Source organism: Pseudomonas triticicola, assembly GCF_019145375.1.
Classification (GTDB): domain Bacteria; phylum Pseudomonadota; class Gammaproteobacteria; order Pseudomonadales; family Pseudomonadaceae; genus Aquipseudomonas; species Aquipseudomonas triticicola.
Genome location: NZ_JAHSTX010000001.1, coordinates 4304519 through 4328432 on the forward strand (window position 1 = coordinate 4304519; position 23914 = coordinate 4328432).

Genomic DNA, 23914 nt, shown 5'->3' on the forward strand with positions numbered 1-23914 from the left:
TTTTTTTGCGCGCCTAGACCACCAGCCGCTCCAGCGCCCCGCGCAAACCGGCAGGAATCGGCACCGGCTGATTGCTCGCGCGATCGACAAACACATGCACGAACCGCCCCGCCGCGCACGCCTCGCTTTCGCCAACCTTGAACACAGCCAGTTCGTATTGCACCGAACTGTTGCCCAGTTTGCCGACCCGCAGCCCGATTTCGATCAGATCGGGAAAAGCGATCGAGGCAAAGTAATCGCAGGCGGAACTGACCACGAATCCCACCACTTCGCCGTCATGAATATCCAGGCCACCGACTTGAATCAGATAAGTGTTCACCGCCGTGTCGAAGAAGCTGTAGTAGGTAACGTTGTTGACGTGACCGTAGGCATCGTTGTCGTGCCAGCGTGTGGTGATGGGCTGGAAGTGGGGGTAGTCGGAGCGTTGTGATGTCGGGTTGGGCATTGATCAGGGATTCCTTCAGATTTTTCGGCGAGTCTAATGCAAACCGTGGCAGCCCCTTCGCGAGCGGGCTCGCTCCCACAGGGAAACACGAAAGTCTGTGGGAGCGAGCCTGCTCGCGAAGGCGTCAGCACAATCGACCGGTGTCAACGATCAGCAAACCCCTTCCCCTGCGCCGCCAGCTCGTCAATCAACCGCGCCGGCTTCCACTGGTCGCCCTGGCGCGTCTCCAGCGCCAGCAAGCGCTGGTGGATATTCGCTAGCCCCTGCTGATCCGCCCACGCCATCGGCCCACCCTTTTCTGCTGGAAAACCATAGCCGTTCAAGTACACCAGATCGATGTCATGGGCGGAGCTGGCAATACCTTCCTGGAGGATCTTCGCGCCCTCGTTGACCAGCGCCAGCAAACAGCGCTCTAGGATTTCTTCAGGACCGATGTCGCGACGCTGGAAACCCAGCTCTTCGCTGACTCGCAGCACCAGTGCATCCACTTCGGGATCATGCTCGGCCTGGCGACTGCCCGGCTCATAGTGGTAGTAGCCGTTGCCGGACTTCTGCCCGAACCGCCCCATCTCACACAGGCGGTTATCCACCTGAACCTCGGGCGCATCCTGCCCCTTGCCAGCTAGCTGCCGAGCACGCCATTCCAGATCGATGCCGACCACGTCGTACATGCGAAACGGCCCCATGGCGAAGCCGAAGCTTTGCAGCGCGGCATCCACCTGCTGTGGATAAGCGCCTTCGAGAAGCATCTTGCGGGCTTCGAATACATACGGATGCAGCATGCGGTTGCCGATAAAACCGTGGCAGTTGCCCGACACTACGCTGACCTTGCCCATGCGCTTGCCGAGTGTCAGCGCGGCCTCCAGCGCCACTGGCGAGGTCTGAGCACCTCGCACTATTTCCAGCAGTTTCATGATGTGCGCGGGGCTGAAGAAATGCAGACCCAGCACCTGTGCCGGGCGCCGGGTCGCAGCCGCGATGGCGTCGATGTCCAGCGCCGAGGTGTTGCTCGCCAGCAGCGCCTCAGGCTTGAGCAGACCATCGAGTTCGCGAAAAATCTTCTGCTTCAGTTCGAGGTTCTCGTACACCGCTTCGATCACCAGATCGACGTTGCGAATCGCCGCGTAATCCGCCGCTGCTGATACGCGAGCCATTCGCGCATCCGCCTCGGCCTGATCAATGCGGCCCTGACGCACGTTGTGTGCATAAGTTTGCGCGACCGTCGTCAGCGCCTGCTCAAGCATCTGTGGATTGTTATCCACCCATTGCACGTTCACGCCAGCACTGGCCAGGCACATGACGATGCCACGGCCCATGGTGCCCGCGCCGATCACGGCAGCTTGCTGGATTTCGAAGGATGTCTGGCTCATGTTGTTCTCTTGTGGGTGGCCCGAAGACAGAATCCAACCTTAGTCAGGCCACGACGCTTTTTGAAGTTTATTAGCGTGATGATCGACATTCAGCGGATGGATGCAGCGCCCACAGACTCTCTGCTTAATCGAGCAAGTGACTGTCCGCCCACTCGCGGACCTCTGCGTAGGGATACTCTTCCAACGCAGCAAAACCCGGTATCGCCCGCGCCTTGAGTTTGGTGAACAACGGCACGCTGATTCCGCACAGGAACCGTGTCAGGCGTTCGGCCGTCGGAAGGCTGCCTGTGTGCTGCTCATGCCTGTGGATAAATTCACCACACAATTGCGCGAAGTTTTTATCCACAAGTGCTGGCAACGGCGGCGGCTCGGGCAATCGCGCGATCTGGCCGTGACATACCGAACAATGCCCGCAATGTTCAGGGGCATTGTGGTCACCGAAATACTCGGCCAGGCGATAACCCAGGCAGCGTTCGGTTGCGAACACCTCAAGCATGGCGTGAATCCGCGCCACCTCAGTCCGTTCATGGCGAGTGAAATACTCGTGCAGCTCAGCGCTCAGGGCGTCGCTGTCTAAATCACTGTGCAGCAGGCTGTAAACCTCGGTCATTTGCTTGCTTTCTAGCTCGACCCAGCCTTTTTCCTGGAAGTAATCAAGCGCTGTCACCACGCGATTGCGCTCGGCGGAATACTGCGAATACATCGCCTCGAAATCTACCGTGGCCCAGGTGCGTGCTCGCGTGGACGTTCTGATGATCGCCGCAACGAAATCCCTGCGCTCGCCTTCGAAGCGCTGGAGCAATGCTTCAGGCTCAAGCAGATATTTGAAGCGGTATTCAGCGTAATAAGCGTAGCGCGGCGCGATCAGGCCCCGCAGTTCCAGCTGCACCAGCAAAGTCTTCAACGGCAAAGAGCGAATGTTGCTCTGATCCGCCAATGGCCCAAGCAAAAACTCCCATTGTCCGTCCGGCACTGAGGCTTTGAGCTCTTCGAGCACATAATGAATCCCGTCGCGCTCGGGCGTATCACCGTAGACGAAGTTTTCCAGCACATTGAGGCTGTCGCGATTCGCCAGTACCAGGCAATCCGAAGGCTGTCCGTCACGCCCGGCGCGGCCGATTTCCTGGCTGTAGTTTTCGATGGATTTGGGCAGATCGAAATGCACGACGTTACGGATGTCGCTCTTGTCGATGCCCATGCCGAAGGCAATGGTGGCGACAATGCAATTGGACTGCCCGACCATGAAGCGGCGTTGAATGTCTTCACGCTGATCGTGGGGCAAACCTGCGTGGTATGCCTCGGCCTGAATTCCGTTGCGTTGAAGATGCTCGGCGATGTGCTCGGCGGTCTTCTGCAACGTCACGTAGACAATGCTCGGTTGCCCGGGACGCTCGCTCATCCATTCGACCAGACGCCGGCGCTTGTCCTGACCGCGTACAGGCTCGACCAGCAGGTTGAGGTTGGGCCGATAGAAACCGGTGGTCACTACATCGTCCGGAGATATGGCGAATTTGGCCTGCATGTCGGCGATGACTTCTGGTGTCGCCGTGGCGGTGAGCAGCAAGGCCTGCGGGATGTTGAACTGACGTTGGTAGTCCGGCAATTTCAGGTAGTCCGGCCGAAAGTTGTGGCCCCATTCGGAAATGCAGTGAGCTTCGTCGACTACCAGCAACGAGATCGGCACCTGCTGCAGAAAATTGCGGAAGCGCTCATTTTTCAGGCGTTCGACGGAGATCATCAGAATCTTCAATTCCCCCGAACGCGCACGGGCCATGACGTCGTTGGCATCCTCGCGGCTCTGCGCCGAATCGATACTGCCTGCGGAGATACCGTGGCGCTTGAGAAACGCCAGTTGATCCTGCATCAACGCCAGCAACGGCGAAACCACCAATGTCAGGTGTGGCAGTAAAAGCGCCGGCAGCTGATAGCAAAGCGATTTGCCGGAGCCAGTGGGAAAGATCGCCGCCGCGGAGCGCCCCGCCAGCACCGCGCTGACAGCGGCCTCCTGACCGGGGCGAAACTGTGGATAACCAAAAACCTGTTCCAGGGTGTGGTGCATTTACTGTCACTCCTTTGACTGCTGCCATGCCCAAAGCCTAGCGGGCGATTGCAGCGAGTCGAGAAAAGGTCGGGGTTGAATCGATACTGAATGATACATGGGAAGCGAAAACCAAGCGTTTAACAATCAAAGCGCCTCGACATACTTTCGAAAGGCTCAGCTACATATATATAACAAACTTCACATTACAAACGCAGACACAACAACGCCCTTTATTTTTAACACCGCCTAAAACTAACTTGACTGCTCTTATACATAAGCAAGAGCAACGAAATGACAACTTTAACAATCTTTTTCTGCGGCACCGGCTCCAACAAGTTTGATGACAAACATAAAAGCTTCTGGGACGGCGAAATCGTTTCTACGCTCGCTGCACACCACAGCGGACGCGAATTTGCCGAGTGGATCGTCGTCGATGGCCCCGGCAGCGGCAATCTGCAAGCCGACGACCTGTTCACCAAGACCACTGAATACGGCTTGTCCGGCACGCTGTTCGGCAAAGGCTGGGATGAAAACGTGCAGCACGCGTTGAATATCATCAAAGGCAAATGCGACTGGCAGCGTAAACAACTTACCGAGGCAGAATATAACCGTCTGAAGGCCGCAGGTATTCCTATTGAAGATGTAAAAGTGGAAGGCTCCTGGTTCTGGCGCCAGTACAACTATGGCGACCGGAGTATCACGCAACAGAAGTTGCAGGAACAGATCATCAAGACTTTCCGCAAGGACGGCATTATTCCGACGCGTGTCAATCTGCTCGGCTGGAGCCGCGGTGGCATCAGTTGCCATATGCTTGCCAATGCAATGTCCAGGGACGCTGCCCTCAAACATATTCCGGTGAATATCTTTGCGATTGATCCAGTCCCGGGAATTGGCAACTTCCAGGAAAACCGCGTCAAACTCGAATCCAACGTCAAGGAATACATCGCTTTCTATGCCCGCGACGAGCGCTCAAAAGGCTTCAGCTGCGTGATCCCGCAAACCGCTACCGGCACCAAGACTTCGATCTATCCAATGGCCGGTCGCCACGCCACCCTTGCTGGCAACGCCACGGCGCTCGGCGGCGAGCCCACCAACACCAGCGACCTCAACGCGCTGATCGAGCCCGGCCGCATCGTTCGTCATTTCGCCGAAACCTGCTTTAAACGCTGGGGCGTCACGCTGAGCAAAACTCTCAACCTGAGCGATGCCGATCTGCTGCGCTTCACCGGCGCCATTGTCAGCGACGAAGCTCGCTACAAGAAGATGCACAGCCAGTCCTACACCTGGTTCACCGAACTGGACAAAGGCGAGCGCTATGTCTCGCTGGGCAGCAAAGGCGTGCCGTTCTCGGCAGTCAAAGGCACGATCTACCGGCCGGCAACCGGACTGACCCAAAGCCTGCTGGATATTTCCGGTTACCAGCATCTGCGTTGAAAGGCGTTGAAGAATCGGTAGCAACGTCTGGCGAATTGTTCGTCCAGTTCCTACTTCACGCGATGCCTTGTCGGCTATCGCGAGGTGGTGGTGCCAACCTATAGTCGTGGGTGTCGCTGCTTTGGTCACTGACACCCACATCACCCACGCCCTGTATCCGCTGACACAGGACGGCTGCGACCTGCTGCAAGTCGCGCAGACACAGATGCTCAACTGGAAAGCCCCTGCCTAAGGCGAGCAGCCTGATCGCCGCCAATCATCTGTCGGCGACCAGGCACCAGTCATCGTTATCAACACTTCAGCATTGCCTGAAAGTAAGTCACTGGCGTACATTGACCATGATTTTTATTGAGACTTCAGTCTTCACCCGCCGAGTAAGAGAGTTACTGGACGACGATGCCTACGCCACCTTTCAAAAGCAGTTGGTCGCAAACCCGTCTATTGGCGATGTAATCGAAGGAACCGGCGGGGTGCGTAAAGCACGAGTCGCCTCCAAAGGCCATGGCAAACGGGGTGGCGCACGGGTTATCTACTACCACTTCGTTTCAGCATCACAGATCGCGTTGTTGATGATATATCCAAAAAACGAGCAGCAGGATCTTACCCATGACGAACGGAAAGCACTGAAGGCCATGATTGGAAACTGGAGGTAACCATGAGCAAGTTTTTTGATGAGCTGATGGAAAGCGTGCAGGAAATGGATGAGATTCTTCGGGGTGAAAAAAAGCCGTCCCGCGAATTCTATGTGGATGCATTACAGGTTAAACAGATTCGCAAAGCGACGGGAATGACGCAGGCAAAGTTCGCAGCCTTGATCGATGTCCAATTGGGAACGTTACGCAATTGGGAGCAAGGTCGTCGTCAGCCGACTGGCCCGGCCAAAGCACTACTCAAGGCCATTCATAACGATCCTGTCCATGTGCTGAGTGCACTGGCTGATTGACACATAGCCAGGGCAAGCCACGTCTTTGACGTCTAACCAAGCTGCATTTCAGATCGGAAATAAAAAACCGCCCCAAAGGGCGGTTTTTTATTCACTGCAAACCGCTACTTACAACTTCGGCCCAGCCGCCTTGATCGCGTCGCTCACTTCGAACTTCTTGAAGTTCTCGATGAACAGACCGGCCAATGCTTTGGCTGCCTCGTCGTACGCCGCCTTGTCAGCCCAGGTGTTGCGTGGGTTGAGCAGGTTGGTGTCGACGCCCGGGACGGCCAGTGGCACGTCGAGGTTGATGGTGTCGAGGTGCTCGGTGGCGGCACCGATCAGTGCGCCGCTCTGGATCGCTGCGATCACCGCGCGGGTGGTCGGGATGTTGAAGCGTTGGCCGACGCCGTAGCCGCCGCCGGTCCAGCCGGTGTTGACCAGGTAGACCTTGGAGCCGAAGCCGCGGATGCGCTTGATCAGCAGTTCTGCGTACTCACCAGCCGGACGCGGAAAGAACGGTGCGCCGAAGCAGGTGGAGAAGGTCGACTTGATGCCGCTGCCCGAACCCATTTCAGTCGAGCCCACCAGTGCGGTGTAGCCGGACAGGAAGTGGTAGGCCGCTTGCTCTTCGTTGAGGATCGACACTGGCGGCAGCACGCCGGTCAGGTCGCAGGTCAGGAAGATTACCGCGTTTGGCTCGCCACCCAGGTTCTTCTCGGAACGCTTGGCAACGTGCTCCAGCGGGTAGGCGGCGCGGCTGTTCTGGGTCAGGCTGACATCGGCATAATCGGCGTGCTTGGCATCGTCGATGACGACGTTTTCCAGCACTGCGCCGTGCTTGATGGCTTTCCAGATGACCGGCTCGTTCTTCTCGGAGAGGTCGATACACTTGGCATAGCAACCGCCTTCGATGTTGAACACCACGCCTTCGCCCCAGCCGTGTTCATCGTCACCGATCAGGTAACGGCTTTCGTCAGCCGACAGGGTGGTTTTACCGGTGCCCGACAGACCGAAGAACAGGGTCACATCGCCTTCTTCGCCGATGTTGGCAGCGCAGTGCATTGGCAGCACGTCAGCGGCCGGCAGCAGGAAGTTCTGCACCGAGAACATGGCTTTCTTCATCTCGCCGGCGTAACGCATGCCGGCGATCAGCACTTTCTTCTGCGCGAAGTTGATGATCACGCAACCATCGGAGTTGGTGCCGTCACGCTCAGGCACGCACTCGAAGTTGGCGACGTTGAGCACTTGCCATTCTTCACGGCCAGCCGGGTTGTACTGGGCCGGGTTGATGAACAAGCAACGACCGAACAGGTTCTGCCAGGCAGTCTGCGTGGTCATTTTCACGGCCAGGTAGTGATCTTCCGCCGCGCCTACATGCACGTGGGAAACGAAGTGCTCTTGCGCGTTGTTGAAGGCCTCGACGCGAGCCCACAGGGCATCGAACTTGTCGGCCGGGAACTTGCGGTTGATCGGGCCCCAGGCAATAGCGGCCTGGGTGGACGGCTCTTCAACGATGAAACGGTCGACTGGCGAACGGCCGGTGCGGTGACCGGTGCGAACAACCAGAGCGCCGGTATCGGCAAGCTCGCCTTCACCGCGATTCAGGGCTTCTTTTACCAGATCATCAACACTCAGATCGGTGTACACGGCGTTATTGGCTTGCGTCATGAGGTTCCCCGTCGGCCAGTGGCCGAGTGTGCTCCAAACGTTTTGTAGTAGAAAGTCGTGCACTACTACCGCGAAAAAAGTGGGCCGGATTATGCCAGAAAAGCCCAAAAAGAGTAGGGTCCTCCCGTCGTAACGGCGATATTCCGTCATTCCGCAGTGAATTTACCTGCGCTGAACCGTTTTAGTGACGGGTATCTGACGGCGTATCGACGCCCGCGCCAGCGAACAATTGAGCAATATCGGCCGCGTCGAACAGGTACTGCTGATTGCAGAACTGGCAATCGATCTCGACTTTGCCGCCCTGCTCGGCGGCCAGCGCCAGCGCATCTTCCAGCCCAAGACTGACCAGCGCATTGCCGGAGCGTTCCCGCGAGCAACTGCAACTGAAGCGCAAATGCTGCACATCGAACAGGCGCACTTGTTCTTCGTGGTACAGGCGATGCAGCACGGTTTCGTTGTCCAGGCTCAGCAGCTCATCGGCGCTCAAAGTGCTGGCCAACGCGGTGAGGTGCTGCCAGTTGGCGGCGCGATCCTCTTCGTCTTTCAAGCGATCGGCGGGGAGTTGTTGCAGCAGCATGCCGCGGGCACGACGACCGTCGGCGAACAGCTTGAAGCGCGTGCCAACTTGCTGCGACATGACGAAGTAGTTGGTGAAGCAATCCGACAGGGTTTCGCCGTCGAGATCAACAATGCCCTGATAGCGCTGGCCAACAGTCGGATCGACGGTGAGGGCCAGAACGCCGTTCGGCATCAGATCGCTGAGGGTGGCGTCTGCGGCGATCTGCTCGGCGTTGTAACGCGCCAGACCACGGATCTCACGCTCGCTGGAGCACTCGATCATCAGCAGCGGAATCGGCCCTTCCGAACGTGCCTGCAAAATCAGCAAGCCATCGAACTTGAGCGTGCCGACCAGTAAAGACGCGGCCGCCATCAGTTCGCCGAGCAACTGCGCGACCGGCTCCGGGTACGGGTGTTTGGCGAGGACTTCGGCGTAGCTGCGCTCCAGCGCTACCAGTTCGCCGCGAGTGTCGCTGTCATCGAAGATGAAGCGTTGAGTGAAATCGGTATCCGCTAGGTCGGTCATAGGTCTGGGTATCTGAATGTGATGACAAAATGATTACAAAACGTGAAAATTTGCGCTTGCTGGCACTTTTTTTGGTGCCGGCGCTTTTTCGCCATGGGAGGCATTTTATGAACAATCCGGGTTTGTTCCAATCAAGGTGGAACCTCGGCCGGCTGGTTCTGTGTAACGTAGTGCCGTTGGCGCTACTGGCTTTCTGGTTATGGCCTACCGGCCAGATGCTGTGTGTGATTTTCGACGAGTGGCTGTTCCGCTCGCTGAATGCACCGCTGGCCAGCAACCCGATATGGCTCCACATCTGGGCAATTGCAAGTCTGCGCCCGTTCGACATCGTCGTCGGCCTGATTCTGCTGACGCTGCTGATCAAGGGCGACTGGGTTTTCAGGGCGATTGACGTGCGCCGCGCATTCTTCGGTTTTTTCTCGATCCTGCTGCTGATGGTGGTGATCCGCGCGCTGTTTTCCAAATTCGCCGATCACATGGGCTGGCAGCACAGCAGTCCGTCGATGGTGCTTGAGGGCGCGGTGCACATCAGCGATTACTTTCCGCACCTGGAAAAAACCTGGGAGCTGAAGGACCGTTCCGGCCAGAGTTTCCCCGGTGATCATGCCTCAGTGTTGTTGATCTGGGCGTTGTTCATGGGCGTGTTCAGCCGCACCGTCGGACAATTTCTAACAGTATGGGGGCTGGCAGTGTTGTTCATGCTGCCGCGTCTGGTGGCCGGTGCGCATTGGGGCCAGGACGATTACATCGGCGGCGTGCTGCTGGCGGTGTGGGCGTTGGGCTGGGGTTACTACACGCCGTTTGCCTGGCACGCGTCGAACCTCTGGTTGAAGCTCACCGCGCCGGTTTTCGCGCTGTTGGGCAAGCTGCCGATGGTGTCGCGAATGAGTGTGGTGCGTAGCGCCTGATACCGCGTCGTACTCGATTCGCGAGCAGGCTCGCTGCCACAGACGACTCGATCGAATGTGGCAGCGAGCCTGCTTGCGAAGATGCCGGCACAACGTTTCAATCTTCGTTGCTGCTACCGCGAAACTTGAACAGATCGCGCCGCTGTTTCTTGCTCGGTTTGCCATCGGTGCTCACGCCCAACGATCCCGCCTTGCGCATTGCCGCAGCCGCCTCACGCTTGGCGATACTCGCCTCGGTCTCGGCATACAAAGTCTGCGCCTCGGGTGCGCCACGACGCACGATCGACAATGCCTCGACCCTCACCGTGCGCACTTCGAAGCCGGTGCGAATCTCGAACTCATCACCGATGCGCGGCTCCTTGCCCGGTTTGCAGCGCTCGCCACGGCAATGCACCTTGCCACTTTCAATGGCGGCTTTGGCCAATGCACGGGTTTTGTAGAACCGCGCTGCCCACAGCCATTTATCGAGACGGACCTTGTCGTCCTCCTCCTGCTTCTGTCCCATATGAATTCCTCGCTCGGCCAGTAGTCGGAACTGTACTACCGTTTCTGTCGGGCGCAAGAACTCGGCCCTCCAGATAGACTGTGATCTTCGCCGCCTGACCGGCCTGGAGTGACCGCGTGACTAAATTTCCAACTTCGTTGACCTCACCCAAGGGCGGTTGCCAGGGCTGCCAGCAGAGCGAACCGCTGGATTTCGATTTTGCCTTCGCGTACCAGCCGATCGTAGATCTGCGCGATGAATCGGTGTTTGCCCACGAAGCATTGGTAAGAGGCGTGGCCGGGGAAGGTGCACTGTCGGTGTTAAATCAGGTTACAGAAGACAACCGCTACCGTTTCGACCAGCTCTGCCGGACCCGCGCCATCGAAGGCGCGGCCAGCCTTAATATGCAGACACACTTGTCGATCAACTTTTTGCCCAACGCCGTCTACCGTCCAGAGCTATGCATTCGCAGCACACTGGAGGCCGCACGCAAACACAACTTTCCGATCCACCGACTGATTTTCGAAACCCTGGAAATCGAGCACGTAGATAATTATCGCCATTTGACCAATATTCTGCGTGAATACCGCGAATTCGGCTTCAAGACCGCCATCGACGATTTCGGTGCCGGTTATTCGGGGCTCAATCTGCTGGCTGATTTCCAACCGGACCTGATCAAACTCGACATGGCGCTGATCCGCGATGTTGACCAGGACCGTGTCCGTCAGGTGATCGTGCGGGGGATTGTCACAATGTGTGCGGAGTTGGGCGTTACAGTCATAGCCGAAGGCATAGAAAGCGCCGGGGAACGGGATTTCCTCGCGGACTGTGGAATATTCCTGATGCAGGGCTACTGGTTCGCCAGACCCGCATTCAAAGCGTTGGCCCAGGTGCCGGACGGGGCCTGGAAGCGTTAACCCTTGGTTTTTTTCTTTGAAGACATTTGATCATTTGACCGTTGTCGGTCTGCGCGAGTGGGTGGCGCTCCCGGGCCTGGGAGTCGCTGGCCTGCGCGCAAAAATCGACACCGGCGCCAGCACCTCCAGCCTGCACGCCACCGATATCGAACCGTTCGAACGTGACGGCGAGAAATGGGTGCGCTTCACCGCGCACCTCGGCACGGTGGTGCAGTTGCGTCACCGGCGCTGTGAAGCACCGCTGGTCACGCGCAAAACCATCAAGAGCTCCAATGGCCATGCCCAGGTGCGCTATGTGATCAGCACCACGCTGGCTCTGGGTGATCGGGTCTGGCCGGTGGAGTTCACCCTGGCCTGCCGCAAGTCCATGCGCTATCGCCTGTTGCTCGGTTCCAAAGCCCTGATCGATGGCCAGTTGGTGGTCAATCCGGGCATCAAGTATGTACAAGACAAGCCGGTGTTCCCGGTATCTACCTCCTCCACAGGTGTTGCATGAAGATCGCTGTGCTGTCGCGTAATCCGCGTCTGTATTCCACCCGCCGTCTGGTCGAAGCCGGAATCGAGCGCGGGCATGAAATGGTGGTGATCGACACCTTGCGCGCCTACATGAACATTGCCAGCCACAAGCCGCAGATCCATTACCGCGGCAAACCGCTGGAAGGTTTCGACGCGGTGATCCCGCGGATCGGCGCGTCGGTGACGTTCTACGGCTGCGCGGTGTTGCGTCAGTTCGAAATGATGGGCGTGTTCCCGCTCAACGAGTCGGTGGCCATTGCCCGCTCAAGGGACAAATTGCGTTCGCTGCAGCTGCTGTCGCGGCGCGGCATCGGTTTGCCGGTCACCGGTTTTGCCCACTCGCCGGACGATATTCCCGACCTGATCGCCATGGTCAACGGCGCACCGCTGGTGATCAAGGTGCTCGAAGGCACTCAGGGCATCGGCGTGGTGCTGTGCGAAACCGCGACGGCGGCAGAGTCTGTGATCGAAGCGTTCATGGGCCTGAAGCAGAACATCATGGTTCAGGAATACATCAAGGAAGCCGGCGGCGCGGATATCCGCTGCTTCGTGGTCGGCGACAAGGTGATCGCGGCAATGAAGCGCCAGGCCAAACCGGGGGAATTTCGTTCCAACCTGCATCGCGGCGGCAGCGCCAGCCTGATCAAGATCACACCGGAAGAGCGCATGACCGCATTGCGCGCGGCCAAGGTCATGGGCCTGGCAGTGGCGGGTGTGGATATCCTGCGCTCGAATCACGGGCCGCTGGTGATGGAAGTGAATTCGTCACCGGGACTGGAAGGCATCGAAACCACCACTGGCAAGAATGTGGCGGGGATCATCATCGAGCACCTTGAAAAGAATGGCGGACCAAATATGACCCGCACCAAGGGCAAGGGCTAGAGAAGCAGCTGCTAGCGGCAAGCTTCAAGCGGCAAGTGAAAAGCGCTCTTGCTTGTAGCTTGTAGCTTGTAGCTTGTAGCTTGCAGCTTGCAGCTTGCAGCTGCTTCTAGACTGCATCTCGGGGCAACATCAACCCCAACGGCAATCTCACCCGCGCCTCAAGTCCACCCCCGGACCGGTTGCGCAATTCGACATTGCCGCCATGCATCGCCGCAATCCTTTTCACGATCGCCAGTCCCAATCCGGTGCCTTTGCCACCGCGAGCCCGATCACCTCGGGTGAAAGGGTTGAAGATTGCCTCAAGCTCGGACGGATCAATCCCGGCGCCACGGTCCATCACGCTCAGGACCACATACGGCGCGCTGGTATCTCCGGACACATAAGCCGCGACCTCAACTCCCGTGCCGGCATGGTTCAAGGCGTTGCCGATCAGGTTGTTGAGCAGGCGTTTCATCGACACTCGACGCAGTGGAAACGGCTGGATCGGTTCCAGGCGCAGGCGCACTTTCTCTTCGTTCTGGTTGTACGGCGCGGCGACTTCGCGCACCAGATCGCTGAGGTCGACCTCTTCCACCGACTCGTCTCGACCATCGCGAATGAACGCGAGGAACTGGTCGAGAATCGCGTCCATGTCTTCGATGTCGCGAACCATGTCATCGGTGAGGTCGGTGTGATCGCCCATCAGTTCCAGCGACAGGCGCAAGCGCGTCAGCGGTGTGCGCAAGTCGTGGGAAACCCCCGCCAGCATCAGCTCGCGCTCACGTCCGGCCTGTTCGACGTCCTCGGCCATCTGGTTGAAGGCGCGATAAACCTCGGTCATTTCGCTCGGCGTATCACTGATCGGCAGGCGCACGCTGCGGCCCTGGCCGAGTTGCCGCGCGGCATACACCAAGCGTTTCAAAGGCTGGTTGAGCTGACTGACGAAAATCCATGCGGAGGCTGTCGACAACAGGCCAATGGCGAGGAACCAGCCGAGCACGTTCCAGATTTTCTGGCCGCGCAACGGATGCGGATACAGCGGTACTTTCAGCCAGCCATCGCCCAGGCTCGGCGCCCTCACCCACAGTGCCGGCGGCGAGTGCATGCGCAAACGCACCTCGGTGTCGGCACCCAGTTCCGCCTGCATCTGACGTTGGTAGATTTCGCTGTACGGCCAGTGCTGCTCGCCTTCCGGCACACCGGCGCCGACCACACGAATCAGGGTCGCGGCATCGGCAATTTTTGCGCGGTTCTCTTCGTCAGCGGCCCAATAGGCTCGCAGCGTCAGAGCGACGCCATGGCTGTATTGGCGATCCACCAGCACGTCCTCGTTCATCAACAGATAAACCAGGGTCAGCGCCTTGGAAAACAGCACGACGATCAGCACCAGCCAGAGGGTGCGGGAGAAAAAACTTTGGGGGAACCAGACGGGGGTTTTCATCTTTAACCGCTACACACTTGCAGGAGCGAGCAATGCTCGCATATTGCGGATTGCGAGTCTGTGGCAATGGCCGTGCGGCCAGAGCCTTGCAGACCCGCTCCTACAAATCACCGATCACTTGGTGGCGGTGCCATCCGGTACGAACACGTAACCCACACCCCAGACGGTCTGGATGTAACGCGGTTTCGACGGATCGGGTTCGATCATCCGGCGCAGACGCGAGATCTGCACGTCGATGGAACGCTCCAGCGCATCCCATTCACGGCCACGGGCGAGGTTCATCAGCTTGTCGCGGGTCAGCGGCTGACGCGCGTTCATTACCAGCGCCTTGAGTACAGCGAACTCACCGGTGGTGAGCATGTGCACTTCATCGCCACGCTTGAGCTCGCGGGTCGCCAGCGACAACACGTAATCACCGAAGGTGACGTTTTCGTCTTCACTGCCCGGCGCGCCCGGTACCGGTGCGGCCTGACGGCGCAATACGGCTTTGACCCGCGCCATCAGCTCGTCCGGGTTGAACGGCTTGGCCAGGTAATCGTCGGCGCCCAGTTCAAGGCCCTTGATACGGCTCAGCTCATCGCCCTTGGCGGTAAGCATGATGATCGGAATCTGGTTGTTCGCGCTGCGCAGACGGCGGCACGCGGTCAGGCCGTCTTCGCCAGGCAGCATCAGGTCGAGAACGACCAGATTGAACACTTCACGCGCCAGCAGACGGTCCATCTGTTCGGTGTTCGGAACGGTACGGGCACGGTAGCCCTTGCTGACGAAGAAACGCTCCAGCAGGCTGCTCAGCCCCGGATCGTCATCAACGATAAGAATTTTTTCGCCTTCAGCCGTTTGTGCAGTGCTGCTCATTGGATGCTCCTTTTAGCTCGGCGCGCATTATGGCGTAGCTGCCGTTATACGCACCGTGTGCATTGTTAGCAGATTTTTCCTTCACTGCCAGAAAACCGGGGTTTATGCCTACAGCCTGCAACGCCCCCGAATGACAGAACGCTGGTTATAATGCGCGGCGTTTTGCGCCAGGCAACGTCTGAATCGTTACCGTAAGTGGCCGGTATTTTTTCCGGCCCTGTGCAGTAACTGTTCGATTTCACGGGTCAATGGGCAGCTTCTTGATCCAGGCAGCGGCAATTTTCCAGCCGCTCAATCAGCCTCCAGGCCATTATCTGCGTGCCTGCGAGCCTGCTTTCATACTATGTCAGGTGGTTTTATGGACAGCATCAACAGCCGCATCGCCGAGGAACTCGGCGTACGCCCACAACAGGTCGAAGCGGCCGTCGCGCTACTCGATGAAGGTTCTACCGTCCCCTTTATCGCCCGTTACCGGAAAGAAGTCACCGGCAGCCTCGATGACACCCAGTTGCGTCATCTGGAAGAGCGCCTGCGCTACCTGCGAGAACTCGACGAACGGCGCATCAGCATCCTCGCCAGCATCGAGGAGCAAGGCAAGCTCACCCCTGCCCTTGAGCGCGACATCAAGCTCGCCGACACCAAGACCCGTCTCGAAGACTTGTACCTGCCGTACAAGCAGAAGCGCCGCACGAAGGGCCAGATCGCCCTGGAAGCCGGCCTCGGCGAACTGGCCGACGGCTTGTTCAACGACCCGAACCTGTCGCCGGAAACCGAAGCCGCGCGCTTCGTCGACGCCGAAAAAGGCGTGGCCGACGTCAAGGCTGCGCTGGAAGGCGCCAAATACATTCTCATGGAGCGCTTCGCCGAAGACGCCAGCCTGTTGGAAAAACTGCGTAATTTCCTCAAACAGGAAGCGATCCTCAGTGCCCGCGTCATCGCTGGCAAGGAAGAGGAAGGCGCCAAGTTCCGTGATTACTTCGAACACGACGAGCCGCTGAAAAGCATGCCGTCGCACCGCGCTCTGGCGATTTTCCGTGGCCGCAACGAAGGCATTCTCAGCTCCGCGCTGAAAGTCGGCGATGAGCTGCCCGGCACCATGCACCCGTGCGAAGGCATGATCGGCCAGCAGTTCGGCATCCAGAACCAGAACCGCCCGGCGGACAAATGGCTCGGTGAAGTGGTGCGCTGGACCTGGAAGGTCAAGCTCTACACCCACCTGGAAACCGACCTGCTGGGCGAGTTGCGCGACGGGGCCGAAACCGAAGCGATCAACGTGTTCGCGCACAACCTGCACGACCTGCTGCTGGCCGCTCCGGCCGGCCCGCGCGCGACCCTGGGCCTCGACCCGGGCCTGCGTACCGGCTGCAAGGTGGCCGTGGTCGACTCCACCGGCAAGCTGCTCGACCACGCCACGGTTTACCCGCACGTGCCGCACAACAAATGGGATCAAACCATCGCAATTCTCGCCGCGCTGTGCGCCAAACACTCGGTGGATCTGATCGCCATCGGCAACGGCACTGCCAGCCGTGAGACCGACAAGCTGGCGATCGAGCTGATCAAAAAATATCCAGCGATGAAAATGACCAAGGTCATGGTTTCCGAGGCCGGCGCCTCGGTGTACTCGGCTTCGGAACTGGCGGCCAAGGAATTCCCGGATCTGGACGTGTCGATCCGTGGCGCCGTATCGATCGCCCGTCGCTTGCAGGATCCGCTGGCCGAGCTGGTGAAAATCGATCCGAAATCCATCGGTGTCGGCCAGTATCAGCACGACGTCTCGCAGCTGAAACTGGCGCGCGGTCTGGATGCCGTGGTCGAGGACTGCGTGAACGCCGTGGGCGTGGATGTGAACACTGCCTCCGTGGCCCTGCTGGCGCGGATCTCCGGCCTCAACGCAACGCTGGCGCAGAACATCGTTGCTCACCGTGACGAACACGGCGCGTTCAAGACCCGTGCAGCACTGAAGAAAGTCGCGCGTCTGGGCGAGAAAACCTTCGAACAGGCCGCCGGTTTCTTGCGCGTGATGAACGGCGACAACCCGCTGGATTCCTCGGCGGTTCACCCGGAAGCCTATCCACTGGTGCAGCGCATTGCCGCTGAAACCGACCGCGACATTCGCTCGCTCATCGGCGATGCCGCATTCCTCAAGCGTCTGGATCCGAAGAAATTCACCGACGAAACCTTCGGTTTGCCGACCGTCACCGACATCCTGCAAGAACTGGAAAAACCCGGTCGCGATCCACGTCCGGAGTTCAAGACCGCCGAGTTCCAGGAAGGCGTAGAGGACCTCAAGGATCTGCAACTGGGGATGATCCTTGAAGGCGTGGTGACCAACGTTACGGCGTTCGGTGCGTTCGTCGACATCGGCGTGCATCAGGACGGTCTGGTGCACATTTCGGCGCTGTCGGAGAAGTTCATCAAGGACCCGCGCGAAGCAGTCAAGGCCGGTGACGTGGTGAAAGTGAAGGTCATGGAAGTCGATATCCCGCGCAAACGCGTCGGCCTGTCGATGCGCATGAGTGACACCCCGGGCGAGAAAATCGACGGTGCGCGTGGCTCGCGTCCGGGCTCGGCAGCGCGCCAGTCTTCGGGCAACGCGCCACGCAAGGAAACCGCCACCGCCGCGCCGGTAAACAATGCGATGGCCTCGCTGTTCGCCAACGCCAAGCAGTTGAAGAAACGCTGATGGACATGCCGGCCGGGCTCGTCGAGAGCGCGTTTTTCAAGCTGTTGGGCTGTCGCCTGCACAGTCTCGAAACCGGGGTGGCGCAAGTCGCCCTGGCGCTTGAGCCCGAACTGCGCAACCGCGGCGGCAAACTGCACGGCGGCGCGCTGTTCAGTCTGGTCGACATCGCCATGGGCCTGGCGTGTTCCAGCAGCCATGGCTTTGATCAGCAGAGCGCGACCATCGAATGCAAGATCAACTACATCCGCGCCGTTTCCGACGGCGAGGTGCTGTGCACGGCGCGGGTGATCCACCCGGGCCGGCGCACGCTGGTGGTCGAAGCCGAGGTGATGCAGGGCGACAAACTGGTCGCAAAAGCGCAAGGCACCTTCGCTGTCCTGTAGATGTTGCTCATCATTTTGAGTTAATTTCGGCGCAATGAATCCTGTGGGATCTACCGAAGGCTGCGATCTTTTGATTTTGTTTTCCAACAGCAAGATCAAAAGATCGCAGCCTTCGGCAGCTCCTACAGGTCATGTGTGCGGCTGACAGGCTAGAAAACCAGGCGATAACGCCAGTTTCAACTTCACCCTTGTAGACCGTCCTGCCCACCCCCATATTGGGGCGACTGACGCGTGAAGGAATCCAAATTGAGCGAACTTCTCAACCGCCGCCTGGCTCTGCTTGGCGAGCGCGCTAACCTCTCTCTGCTCAAGCAGTGCCTGCACGGTATCGAACGTGAATGCCTGCGCGTGACCAGTGAAGGTCGCCTGGCGCAAACGCCGCACCCCGAAGCCCTGGGTTCCGCGCTGACCAACGAACAGATCACCACCGACTACTCCGAGTCGCTGCTGGAATTCATCACCCCCGCCCTGCCGGATCCTGCCGACACGCTGGCGAGCCTGGACAAGATTCATCGTTTTGCCTACAGCAAACTCGGCAACGAGTACCTGTGGAGTCCATCGATGCCGTGCCCTTTGCCGGCCGAGGAAGACATCCCGATTGCCTATTACGGCACCTCCAACATCGGTCAGCTCAAGTACGTCTATCGCAAGGGCCTGGCCCTGCGTTACGGCAAGACCATGCAGTGCATCGCCGGGATTCACTACAACTTTTCCCTGCCGGAACAGCTCTGGCCATTGCTGCGCGAGGCCGAAGGTTTCGTCGGCACCGATCGCGATTTCCAGTCGGTGTCCTACATCGCGCTGATCCGCAACTTCCGTCGCTACAGCTGGCTGCTGATGTACCTGTTCGGTGCCTCGCCGGCGCTGGACGCCGGCTTCCTGCGCGGGCGTTCGCATCAGCTCGAGCAGCTCGACCCGGACACGCTGTATCTGCCGTACGCGACCAGCCTGCGCATGAGCGATCTCGGTTATCAGAGCAACGCCCAGGCCGGCCTGACACCGTGCTACAACGATCTGGCGAGCTATACCGACAGCCTGCGCGAAGCCGTGGCCACGCCGTATGCGCCGTATGTTGAAGTCGGTACGCACAAGGATGGTGAGTGGGTGCAGCTCAACACCAACATCCTGCAGATCGAAAACGAGTACTACTCCAACATCCGCCCGAAACGCGTGACCTACACCGGCGAGCGGCCGATCCAGGCGCTGATGGCGCGCGGCATTCAGTACGTCGAAGTGCGCTGCCTGGACATCAACCCGTTCCTGCCGATGGGCATCGACCTCACTGAATCGCGCTTCATCGACGCCTTCCTGCTGTACTGCGCGCTGAACGACAGTCCGCTGCTGACCAACACTTCGTGCGGCAACGCCACTTCGAACTTCCTCAGCGTGGTCAAGGAAGGTCGCCGTCCGGGCCTGCAATTGCAGCGTGACGGTCAGCCGGTCGAGATGAAACAGTGGGCGGCGGAGCTGCTGGAACAGATTGCTCCGCTGGCGGCGATGCTCGACCAGAGCGTTGGCGGCGATGCCCACAGCAAGGCCCTTGATGCGCAACTGGCCAAGGTCAACGACCCGTCCCTGACCCCATCGGCGCAGGTGCTGGCGGCCATGGCCGAGCACAAGGAAAGCTTTGCGCAGTTCTCCCTGCGCCAGAGCCAGACCCACGCCGAGTTCTTCCGCAGCGAGCCGTTGGCGGCGGATGAGCAGGCGAAGTTTGAGGAGTTGGCGCGTACGTCGCTGGCAGCGCAGGCTGAGCTGGAGCAGAACGAGGTGGGGGATTTTGATGTGTTTGTCGGTTCGTATCAGGCGAGCATTTTGGCGATCAGCAATTAAAAGCCCCTCACCCTAGCCCTCTCCCGGAGGGAGAGGGGACTGACTCAGGTGCTCTTGAGATTCACGTCGACCTGAAATATCCAGCCGAACTCAGGCCTTGAAAAGCACCGAGATCGGCCCCCTTTCCCCCTCGCCCCCCTGGGGGAGAGGGCTGGGGTGAGGGGGCAAAGATCGAACGTCGAACGCAAGATCCGAAATATCCACAATCCCCCGCGTCTTAGATTTTTCCGCTCATAAGCTCATTCTAAAAAGTTATTTATTTACTGATTCTTAGATCATTTAGTCTCCTTTCACGCCGACGCTCGGTCGCCTGATATGGAACTGTTCAATGAAACTGAATTTCCCGCTTCGCCTGCTCGCCGCTGCCTCGCTGGCCGCTGCAAGCTTCCTGGCCCAGGCGGCCGATCTCACTGTCGCCTACCAGACTACCGTCGACCCAGCCAAAGTCGCGCAGGCCGACGGCGCTTACGAGAAAGCCACCAAGGCTGACATCAGTTGGCGCAAATTTGATAACGGTGCCGACATCATTGCCGCCATCGCGTCCGGCGATGTGCAGATCGGCTATCTCGGTTCGAGTCCGTTGACCGCCGCGATCACCCGCAAAGTGCCGGTCGAAACCTTCCTCATCGCCACGCAGATCGGCGCCGCTGAAGCACTGGTCGCGCGCGATGGTTCCGGCATCAAGACTCCGCAGGATCTGATCGGCAAGAAAATCGCCACGCCGTTCGTGTCCACCGGGCACTACAGCCTGCTCGCCGCGCTCAAGCACTGGAACATCGACCCGTCGAAAGTCACCGTGCTCAACCTCGCGCCGCCAGCCATCATCGCGGCGTGGAAACGCGGCGACATCGACGCCACTTACGTGTGGGATCCAGCACTGGGCGTGGCCAAGGAAAACGGCAAAGTGCTGATCACCTCCGGCGAGCTGGCCAAGTTCGGCGCACCGACCTTCGACGCGTGGATCGTGCGCAAGGACTTCGCCGAGAAGCACCCGGAAATCGTCACCGCATTCGCCAAGGTCACCCTCGACGCCTACGCCGATTACCGCAAGGATCCGCAGGCCTGGCTGGCCAACCAGAGCAACGTCGACAAACTGGTGAAACTCTCCGGCGCCAAGGCCAGCGACATTCCATTGCTGCTGCAGGGCAACGTCTACCCATTGGCGGCGGATCAGGTCAGTGACCTCGGCGCGCCGACCACCAAAGCCATCACTGACACCGCCGCGTTCCTCAAGGAGCAAGGCAAGGTCGACGCCGTGCTGCCGGACTACGCGCCTTACGTCAGCGCCAAATACATCACCAACTGATCGGGAGATACAGCGATGGCCTTGCTACAGCTGGAGCGCATCAGCGCACAGTACCCGGGCAGCCCGGAGCCGGTGCTGGCGGATATTTCTCTGACCTTGGGGCCGCAGCAATTGCTGGTCGCCCTCGGCCCGTCCGGCAGTGGCAAGACTTCGCTGTTGAACCTGATTGCCGGCTTCGTCGAGCCGAGTGCCGGGCGCATCACCCTTGACGGCGTGCCGGTCAAAGGCCCGAGCGCCGAACGTGGCGTGGTGTTTCAGGACGACGCCTTGCTGCCTTGGCAGGATGTGTTGGCCAACGTCGCCTTCGGCCTCGAACTGGCCGGTGTCGGCAAGGACAAACGCGAACAACGCGCCCGGGAAATGCTCGCACTGGTCGATCTCGCCGGTTTCGAAGACCGACGCATCTGGCAATTGTCCGGTGGCCAGAAACAACGCGTCGGCCTCGCTCGCGCCCTCGCCGCCGACCCGCGCGTGTTGCTGATGGACGAGCCGTTCGGTGCGCTTGATGCATTCACTCGCGAGCAGATGCAGGAACTGTTGCTGCAAGTCTGGCAACGCACCGCCAAGCCGGTTTTTCTGATTACCCACGACATTGAAGAAGCGGTGTTCCTCGCCACGGACCTGATTCTGCTGGCGCCGAATCCAGGGCAGATCGTCGAGCGCCTGCCATTGGATTTTGGTCAGCGTTATGCCGCTGGCGAGTCGGCCCGCGCGATCAAATCCGATCCGCGTTTTATCGAAACCCGCGAGCACGTGCTGAGCAAAGTCTTCTCGCAACGCAGCGCCGTACCCCGGCAGGAGCGCGCATGAGCAGTTACGACGTTTCCGCTGCGGCGGTGAAAACACCTTCGGTGAGCATCCCGGTGCGTCGCAGCCTCAGCACTCGCTGGATCAGCCTGCTGACCCTGTTCGGCCTGCTGGCGATCTGGTGGGCGGTGACCGCTACCGGCCTGATCGAGCCGCTGTTCCTGCCGCCACCCTCCGCCGTCCTGCAAAAGGGCTGGTTGCTGGCGACATCCGGATACATGGATTCGACTTTGTGGCAGCACCTCGGTGCCAGCCTCAGCCGCATCGGTCTGGGTCTCGCTTTTGCCATTCTGACCGCCGTGCCGGTGGGCATTGCCATTGGTGCAAACCGCATCGCCCGTGGTGTGCTCGATCCGCTGATCGAGTTCTACCGCCCGATCCCGCCGCTGGCGTATCTGCCGCTGATCGTGATCTGGTGCGGCATCGGCGAGTTGTCGAAAGTGCTGCTGATCTATCTGGCGATTTTTGCGCCGATTGCCATCGCCACCGCGACGGGTGTGCGCACGGTTGATCCAGCAAAACTGCGCGCGGCGCAGTCATTGGGCGCGACGCGCGCGCAGTTGATTCGCCATGTGATTCTGCCCAGCGCCCTGCCGGACATTCTCACTGGCGTGCGCATTGGCCTGGGGGTTGGCTGGTCGACGTTGGTCGCCGCTGAACTGATCGCGGCCACCAGTGGCCTCGGCTTCATGGTGCAGTCGGCCGCGCAATTCCTGGTCACCGATGTGGTGGTGCTGGGGATTCTGGTCATCGCCCTGATCGCCTTTGCCATGGAAATGGGCCTGCGCGCATTGCAGCGCAGAATAGTGCCGTGGCACGGCCAGGCGCACTGACAGATTTTTGAATCACCCATGTAGGAGCTGCCGAAGGCTGCGATCTTTTGATCTTGATCTTCTTAAAAAGCAAGATCAAAAGATCGCAGCCTTCGGCAGCTCCTACAAAGGGTGGTCTCACCGAATTCGAAGAGAAAGACCATGAGCACCCTCGACATCACCCCGTTAAGCTCGGCCCTCGGTGCGCAGATCAGCGGCGTCGACATCAGCCAGCCGCTGAGCCTGGAACACCGCGACGCCATCGAACAGGCGCTGCTCAAGTATCAGGTGCTGTTCTTCCGCAACCAGCCGATCGAGCCGGCACAGCAGGCACGTTTCGCGCATTATTTCGGCGACCTGCACATTCATCCGATCTACCCGAACGTGCCGGAACAACCGGAAGTGCTGATTCTTGATACCGCCGTCACCGACGTGCGCGATAACGCGATTTGGCACACCGACGTGACCTTCCTGCCGACGCCGGCGATGGGCGCAGTGCTCAGCGCCAAGTTGCTGCCGGAGTTCGGTGGCGACACGTTGTGGGCCAGCGGCATCGCGGCATATGAAGCGTTGTCGGCGCCGATCAAAACCCTGCTCGAAGGCCTGACCGCGACTCACGATTTCACCCGTTCGTTCCCACTCGAGCGCTACGGCAACACGCCTGAAGCGCTGGCGCAGTGGGAAGAAGCACGGCGCAAGAATCCCCCGCTGTCGCACCCGGTGATTCGCACCCATCCGGTCAGTGGGCGGCGCTCGCTGTTCGTCAATGAAGGGTTCACTTCGAAGATCAACGAACTGACGGAAACCGAGAGCGAGGCGATTCTGAAGTTTCTGTTCGCCCACGCGACACGGCCGGAATTCACCATTCGCTGGCGCTGGCAGAAAGACGACATCGCCTTCTGGGATAACCGCGTGACGCAGCATTACGCGGTGGATGATTACCGACCGGCGCGGCGGGTGATGCAGCGGGCGACGGTGTTGGGGGATGTGCCGTTTTTTCGCTGAGCCTGATCAAGATCAAAAGCCCCTCACCCTAGCCCTCTCCCAGAGGGAGAGGGGACTGACCGAGCTGATTGCGCGAACTATATCGACCTGAAATATCGGGTTGAACTCAATTCTTGAAAAGCACGAAGATCGGCTCCCT

The 23914-nt window shown here is 59.4% G+C and carries 22 protein-coding genes; 14 read left to right on the forward strand and 8 right to left on the reverse strand.

The window, feature by feature from the left end:
- Window positions 1–13: 13 nt before the first annotated feature.
- From KVG85_RS18980 to KVG85_RS18990, 3 genes are all read right to left on the reverse strand, one after another.
- Window positions 14–445: an acyl-CoA thioesterase gene (locus KVG85_RS18980; protein ID WP_217864645.1), complete on the reverse strand. Its 432-nt coding sequence runs from the start codon at window positions 443–445 to the stop codon at window positions 14–16.
- A 143-nt stretch (window positions 446–588) separates the two neighbouring features.
- The gene (locus KVG85_RS18985; RefSeq protein ID WP_217864646.1) at window positions 589–1815 is read right to left on the reverse strand and encodes a 3-hydroxyacyl-CoA dehydrogenase; all 1227 of its coding nucleotides are present in this window, start codon (window positions 1813–1815) and stop codon (window positions 589–591) included.
- A gap of 124 nt (window positions 1816–1939) precedes the next feature.
- Entirely contained in the window at window positions 1940–3874 is a 1935-nt protein-coding gene (locus KVG85_RS18990; protein ID WP_217864647.1) for a RecQ family ATP-dependent DNA helicase, read from the reverse strand.
- A gap of 273 nt (window positions 3875–4147) precedes the next feature.
- Between KVG85_RS18990 and KVG85_RS18995 the strand changes: the two genes are divergently transcribed.
- From KVG85_RS18995 to nadS, 3 genes are all read left to right on the forward strand, one after another.
- Complete coding sequence (locus KVG85_RS18995; protein WP_217864648.1) at window positions 4148–5290, forward strand: hypothetical protein; 1143 nt, start codon at window positions 4148–4150, stop codon at window positions 5288–5290.
- Between the two features lie 338 nt (window positions 5291–5628).
- Window positions 5629–5943, forward strand: a complete 315-nt coding sequence (locus tag KVG85_RS19000) for a type II toxin-antitoxin system RelE/ParE family toxin (protein ID WP_130910162.1) — start codon at window positions 5629–5631, stop codon at window positions 5941–5943.
- A 2-nt stretch (window positions 5944–5945) separates the two neighbouring features.
- A complete protein-coding gene (gene nadS / locus KVG85_RS19005; protein ID WP_016772178.1) occupies window positions 5946–6233 on the forward strand; it encodes a NadS family protein in 288 nt (95 codons plus the stop codon).
- Between the two features lie 108 nt (window positions 6234–6341).
- Here nadS and KVG85_RS19010 read toward each other — a convergent pair whose 3' ends face one another.
- Window positions 6342–7883 (reverse strand): phosphoenolpyruvate carboxykinase, encoded by a 1542-nt coding sequence (locus KVG85_RS19010; RefSeq protein WP_101156859.1) that lies wholly within the window; start codon window positions 7881–7883, stop codon window positions 6342–6344.
- 181 nt (window positions 7884–8064) lie between these two features.
- Window positions 8065–8967, reverse strand: a complete 903-nt coding sequence (gene hslO / locus KVG85_RS19015) for an Hsp33 family molecular chaperone HslO (protein WP_217864649.1) — start codon at window positions 8965–8967, stop codon at window positions 8065–8067.
- A 107-nt stretch (window positions 8968–9074) separates the two neighbouring features.
- Here hslO and KVG85_RS19020 point away from each other — a divergent pair, with 107 nt between their 5' ends.
- On the forward strand, window positions 9075–9875 hold the full coding sequence (locus KVG85_RS19020; protein ID WP_217864650.1) for a phosphatase PAP2 family protein: 801 nt from the start codon (window positions 9075–9077) through the stop codon (window positions 9873–9875).
- Between the two features lie 97 nt (window positions 9876–9972).
- Here KVG85_RS19020 and KVG85_RS19025 read toward each other — a convergent pair whose 3' ends face one another.
- Window positions 9973–10380, reverse strand: coding sequence for an RNA-binding S4 domain-containing protein (locus KVG85_RS19025; RefSeq protein WP_039756436.1), 408 nt, complete (start codon window positions 10378–10380; stop codon window positions 9973–9975).
- Window positions 10381–10496: 116 nt separating this feature from the next.
- Here KVG85_RS19025 and rimA point away from each other — a divergent pair, with 116 nt between their 5' ends.
- The 3 genes from rimA to rimK are packed head-to-tail and all read left to right on the forward strand — an operon-like array spanning window position 10497 to window position 12674.
- Window positions 10497–11276 carry a S6 modification regulatory phosphodiesterase RimA gene (gene rimA, locus KVG85_RS19030; RefSeq protein WP_217864651.1) on the forward strand — a complete coding sequence of 260 codons (780 nt, stop codon included), beginning with the start codon at window positions 10497–10499 and terminating at the stop codon, window positions 11274–11276.
- Between the two features lie 16 nt (window positions 11277–11292).
- Window positions 11293–11772 (forward strand): retropepsin-like aspartic endopeptidase RimB, encoded by a 480-nt coding sequence (rimB, locus tag KVG85_RS19035; protein WP_016772184.1) that lies wholly within the window; start codon window positions 11293–11295, stop codon window positions 11770–11772.
- A complete protein-coding gene (gene rimK / locus KVG85_RS19040) occupies window positions 11769–12674 on the forward strand; it encodes a 30S ribosomal protein S6--L-glutamate ligase (protein ID WP_024011184.1) in 906 nt (301 codons plus the stop codon). The genes rimB and rimK overlap by 4 nt, the downstream gene beginning before the upstream one ends.
- A gap of 106 nt (window positions 12675–12780) precedes the next feature.
- On the opposite strand, the gene KVG85_RS19045 is transcribed toward rimK, so the two are convergent.
- Both KVG85_RS19045 and ompR read right to left on the reverse strand, forming a co-directional pair.
- Window positions 12781–14094, reverse strand: a complete 1314-nt coding sequence (locus KVG85_RS19045; protein ID WP_016770645.1) for an ATP-binding protein — start codon at window positions 14092–14094, stop codon at window positions 12781–12783.
- 114 nt (window positions 14095–14208) lie between these two features.
- Entirely contained in the window at window positions 14209–14949 is a 741-nt protein-coding gene (gene ompR / locus KVG85_RS19050; RefSeq protein ID WP_016772186.1) for an osmolarity response regulator transcription factor OmpR, read from the reverse strand.
- Between the two features lie 358 nt (window positions 14950–15307).
- Here ompR and KVG85_RS19055 point away from each other — a divergent pair, with 358 nt between their 5' ends.
- The 7 genes from KVG85_RS19055 (at window position 15308) to tauD (ending at window position 23775) form a co-directional block, all read left to right on the forward strand.
- Window positions 15308–17632, forward strand: coding sequence for a Tex family protein (locus tag KVG85_RS19055; protein ID WP_217864652.1), 2325 nt, complete (start codon window positions 15308–15310; stop codon window positions 17630–17632).
- Window positions 17632–18015 (forward strand): PaaI family thioesterase, encoded by a 384-nt coding sequence (locus tag KVG85_RS19060; RefSeq protein WP_024011182.1) that lies wholly within the window; start codon window positions 17632–17634, stop codon window positions 18013–18015. The genes KVG85_RS19055 and KVG85_RS19060 overlap by 1 nt, the downstream gene beginning before the upstream one ends.
- Before the next feature lie 246 nt (window positions 18016–18261).
- On the forward strand, window positions 18262–19845 hold the full coding sequence (gene gshA / locus KVG85_RS19065; protein ID WP_217864653.1) for a glutamate--cysteine ligase: 1584 nt from the start codon (window positions 18262–18264) through the stop codon (window positions 19843–19845).
- A 328-nt stretch (window positions 19846–20173) separates the two neighbouring features.
- Window positions 20174–21151 (forward strand): taurine ABC transporter substrate-binding protein, encoded by a 978-nt coding sequence (tauA, locus tag KVG85_RS19070; RefSeq protein ID WP_217864654.1) that lies wholly within the window; start codon window positions 20174–20176, stop codon window positions 21149–21151.
- 15 nt (window positions 21152–21166) lie between these two features.
- The gene (gene tauB / locus KVG85_RS19075) at window positions 21167–21961 is read left to right on the forward strand and encodes a taurine ABC transporter ATP-binding subunit (RefSeq protein ID WP_217864655.1); all 795 of its coding nucleotides are present in this window, start codon (window positions 21167–21169) and stop codon (window positions 21959–21961) included.
- Complete coding sequence (gene tauC / locus KVG85_RS19080) at window positions 21958–22791, forward strand: taurine ABC transporter permease TauC (protein WP_217864656.1); 834 nt, start codon at window positions 21958–21960, stop codon at window positions 22789–22791. Before tauB ends, tauC begins: the two co-directional genes overlap by 4 nt.
- Window positions 22792–22932: 141 nt before the next feature.
- Window positions 22933–23775, forward strand: a complete 843-nt coding sequence (tauD, locus tag KVG85_RS19085) for a taurine dioxygenase (RefSeq protein WP_217864657.1) — start codon at window positions 22933–22935, stop codon at window positions 23773–23775.
- The last annotated feature ends 139 nt before the right edge of the window (window positions 23776–23914 follow it).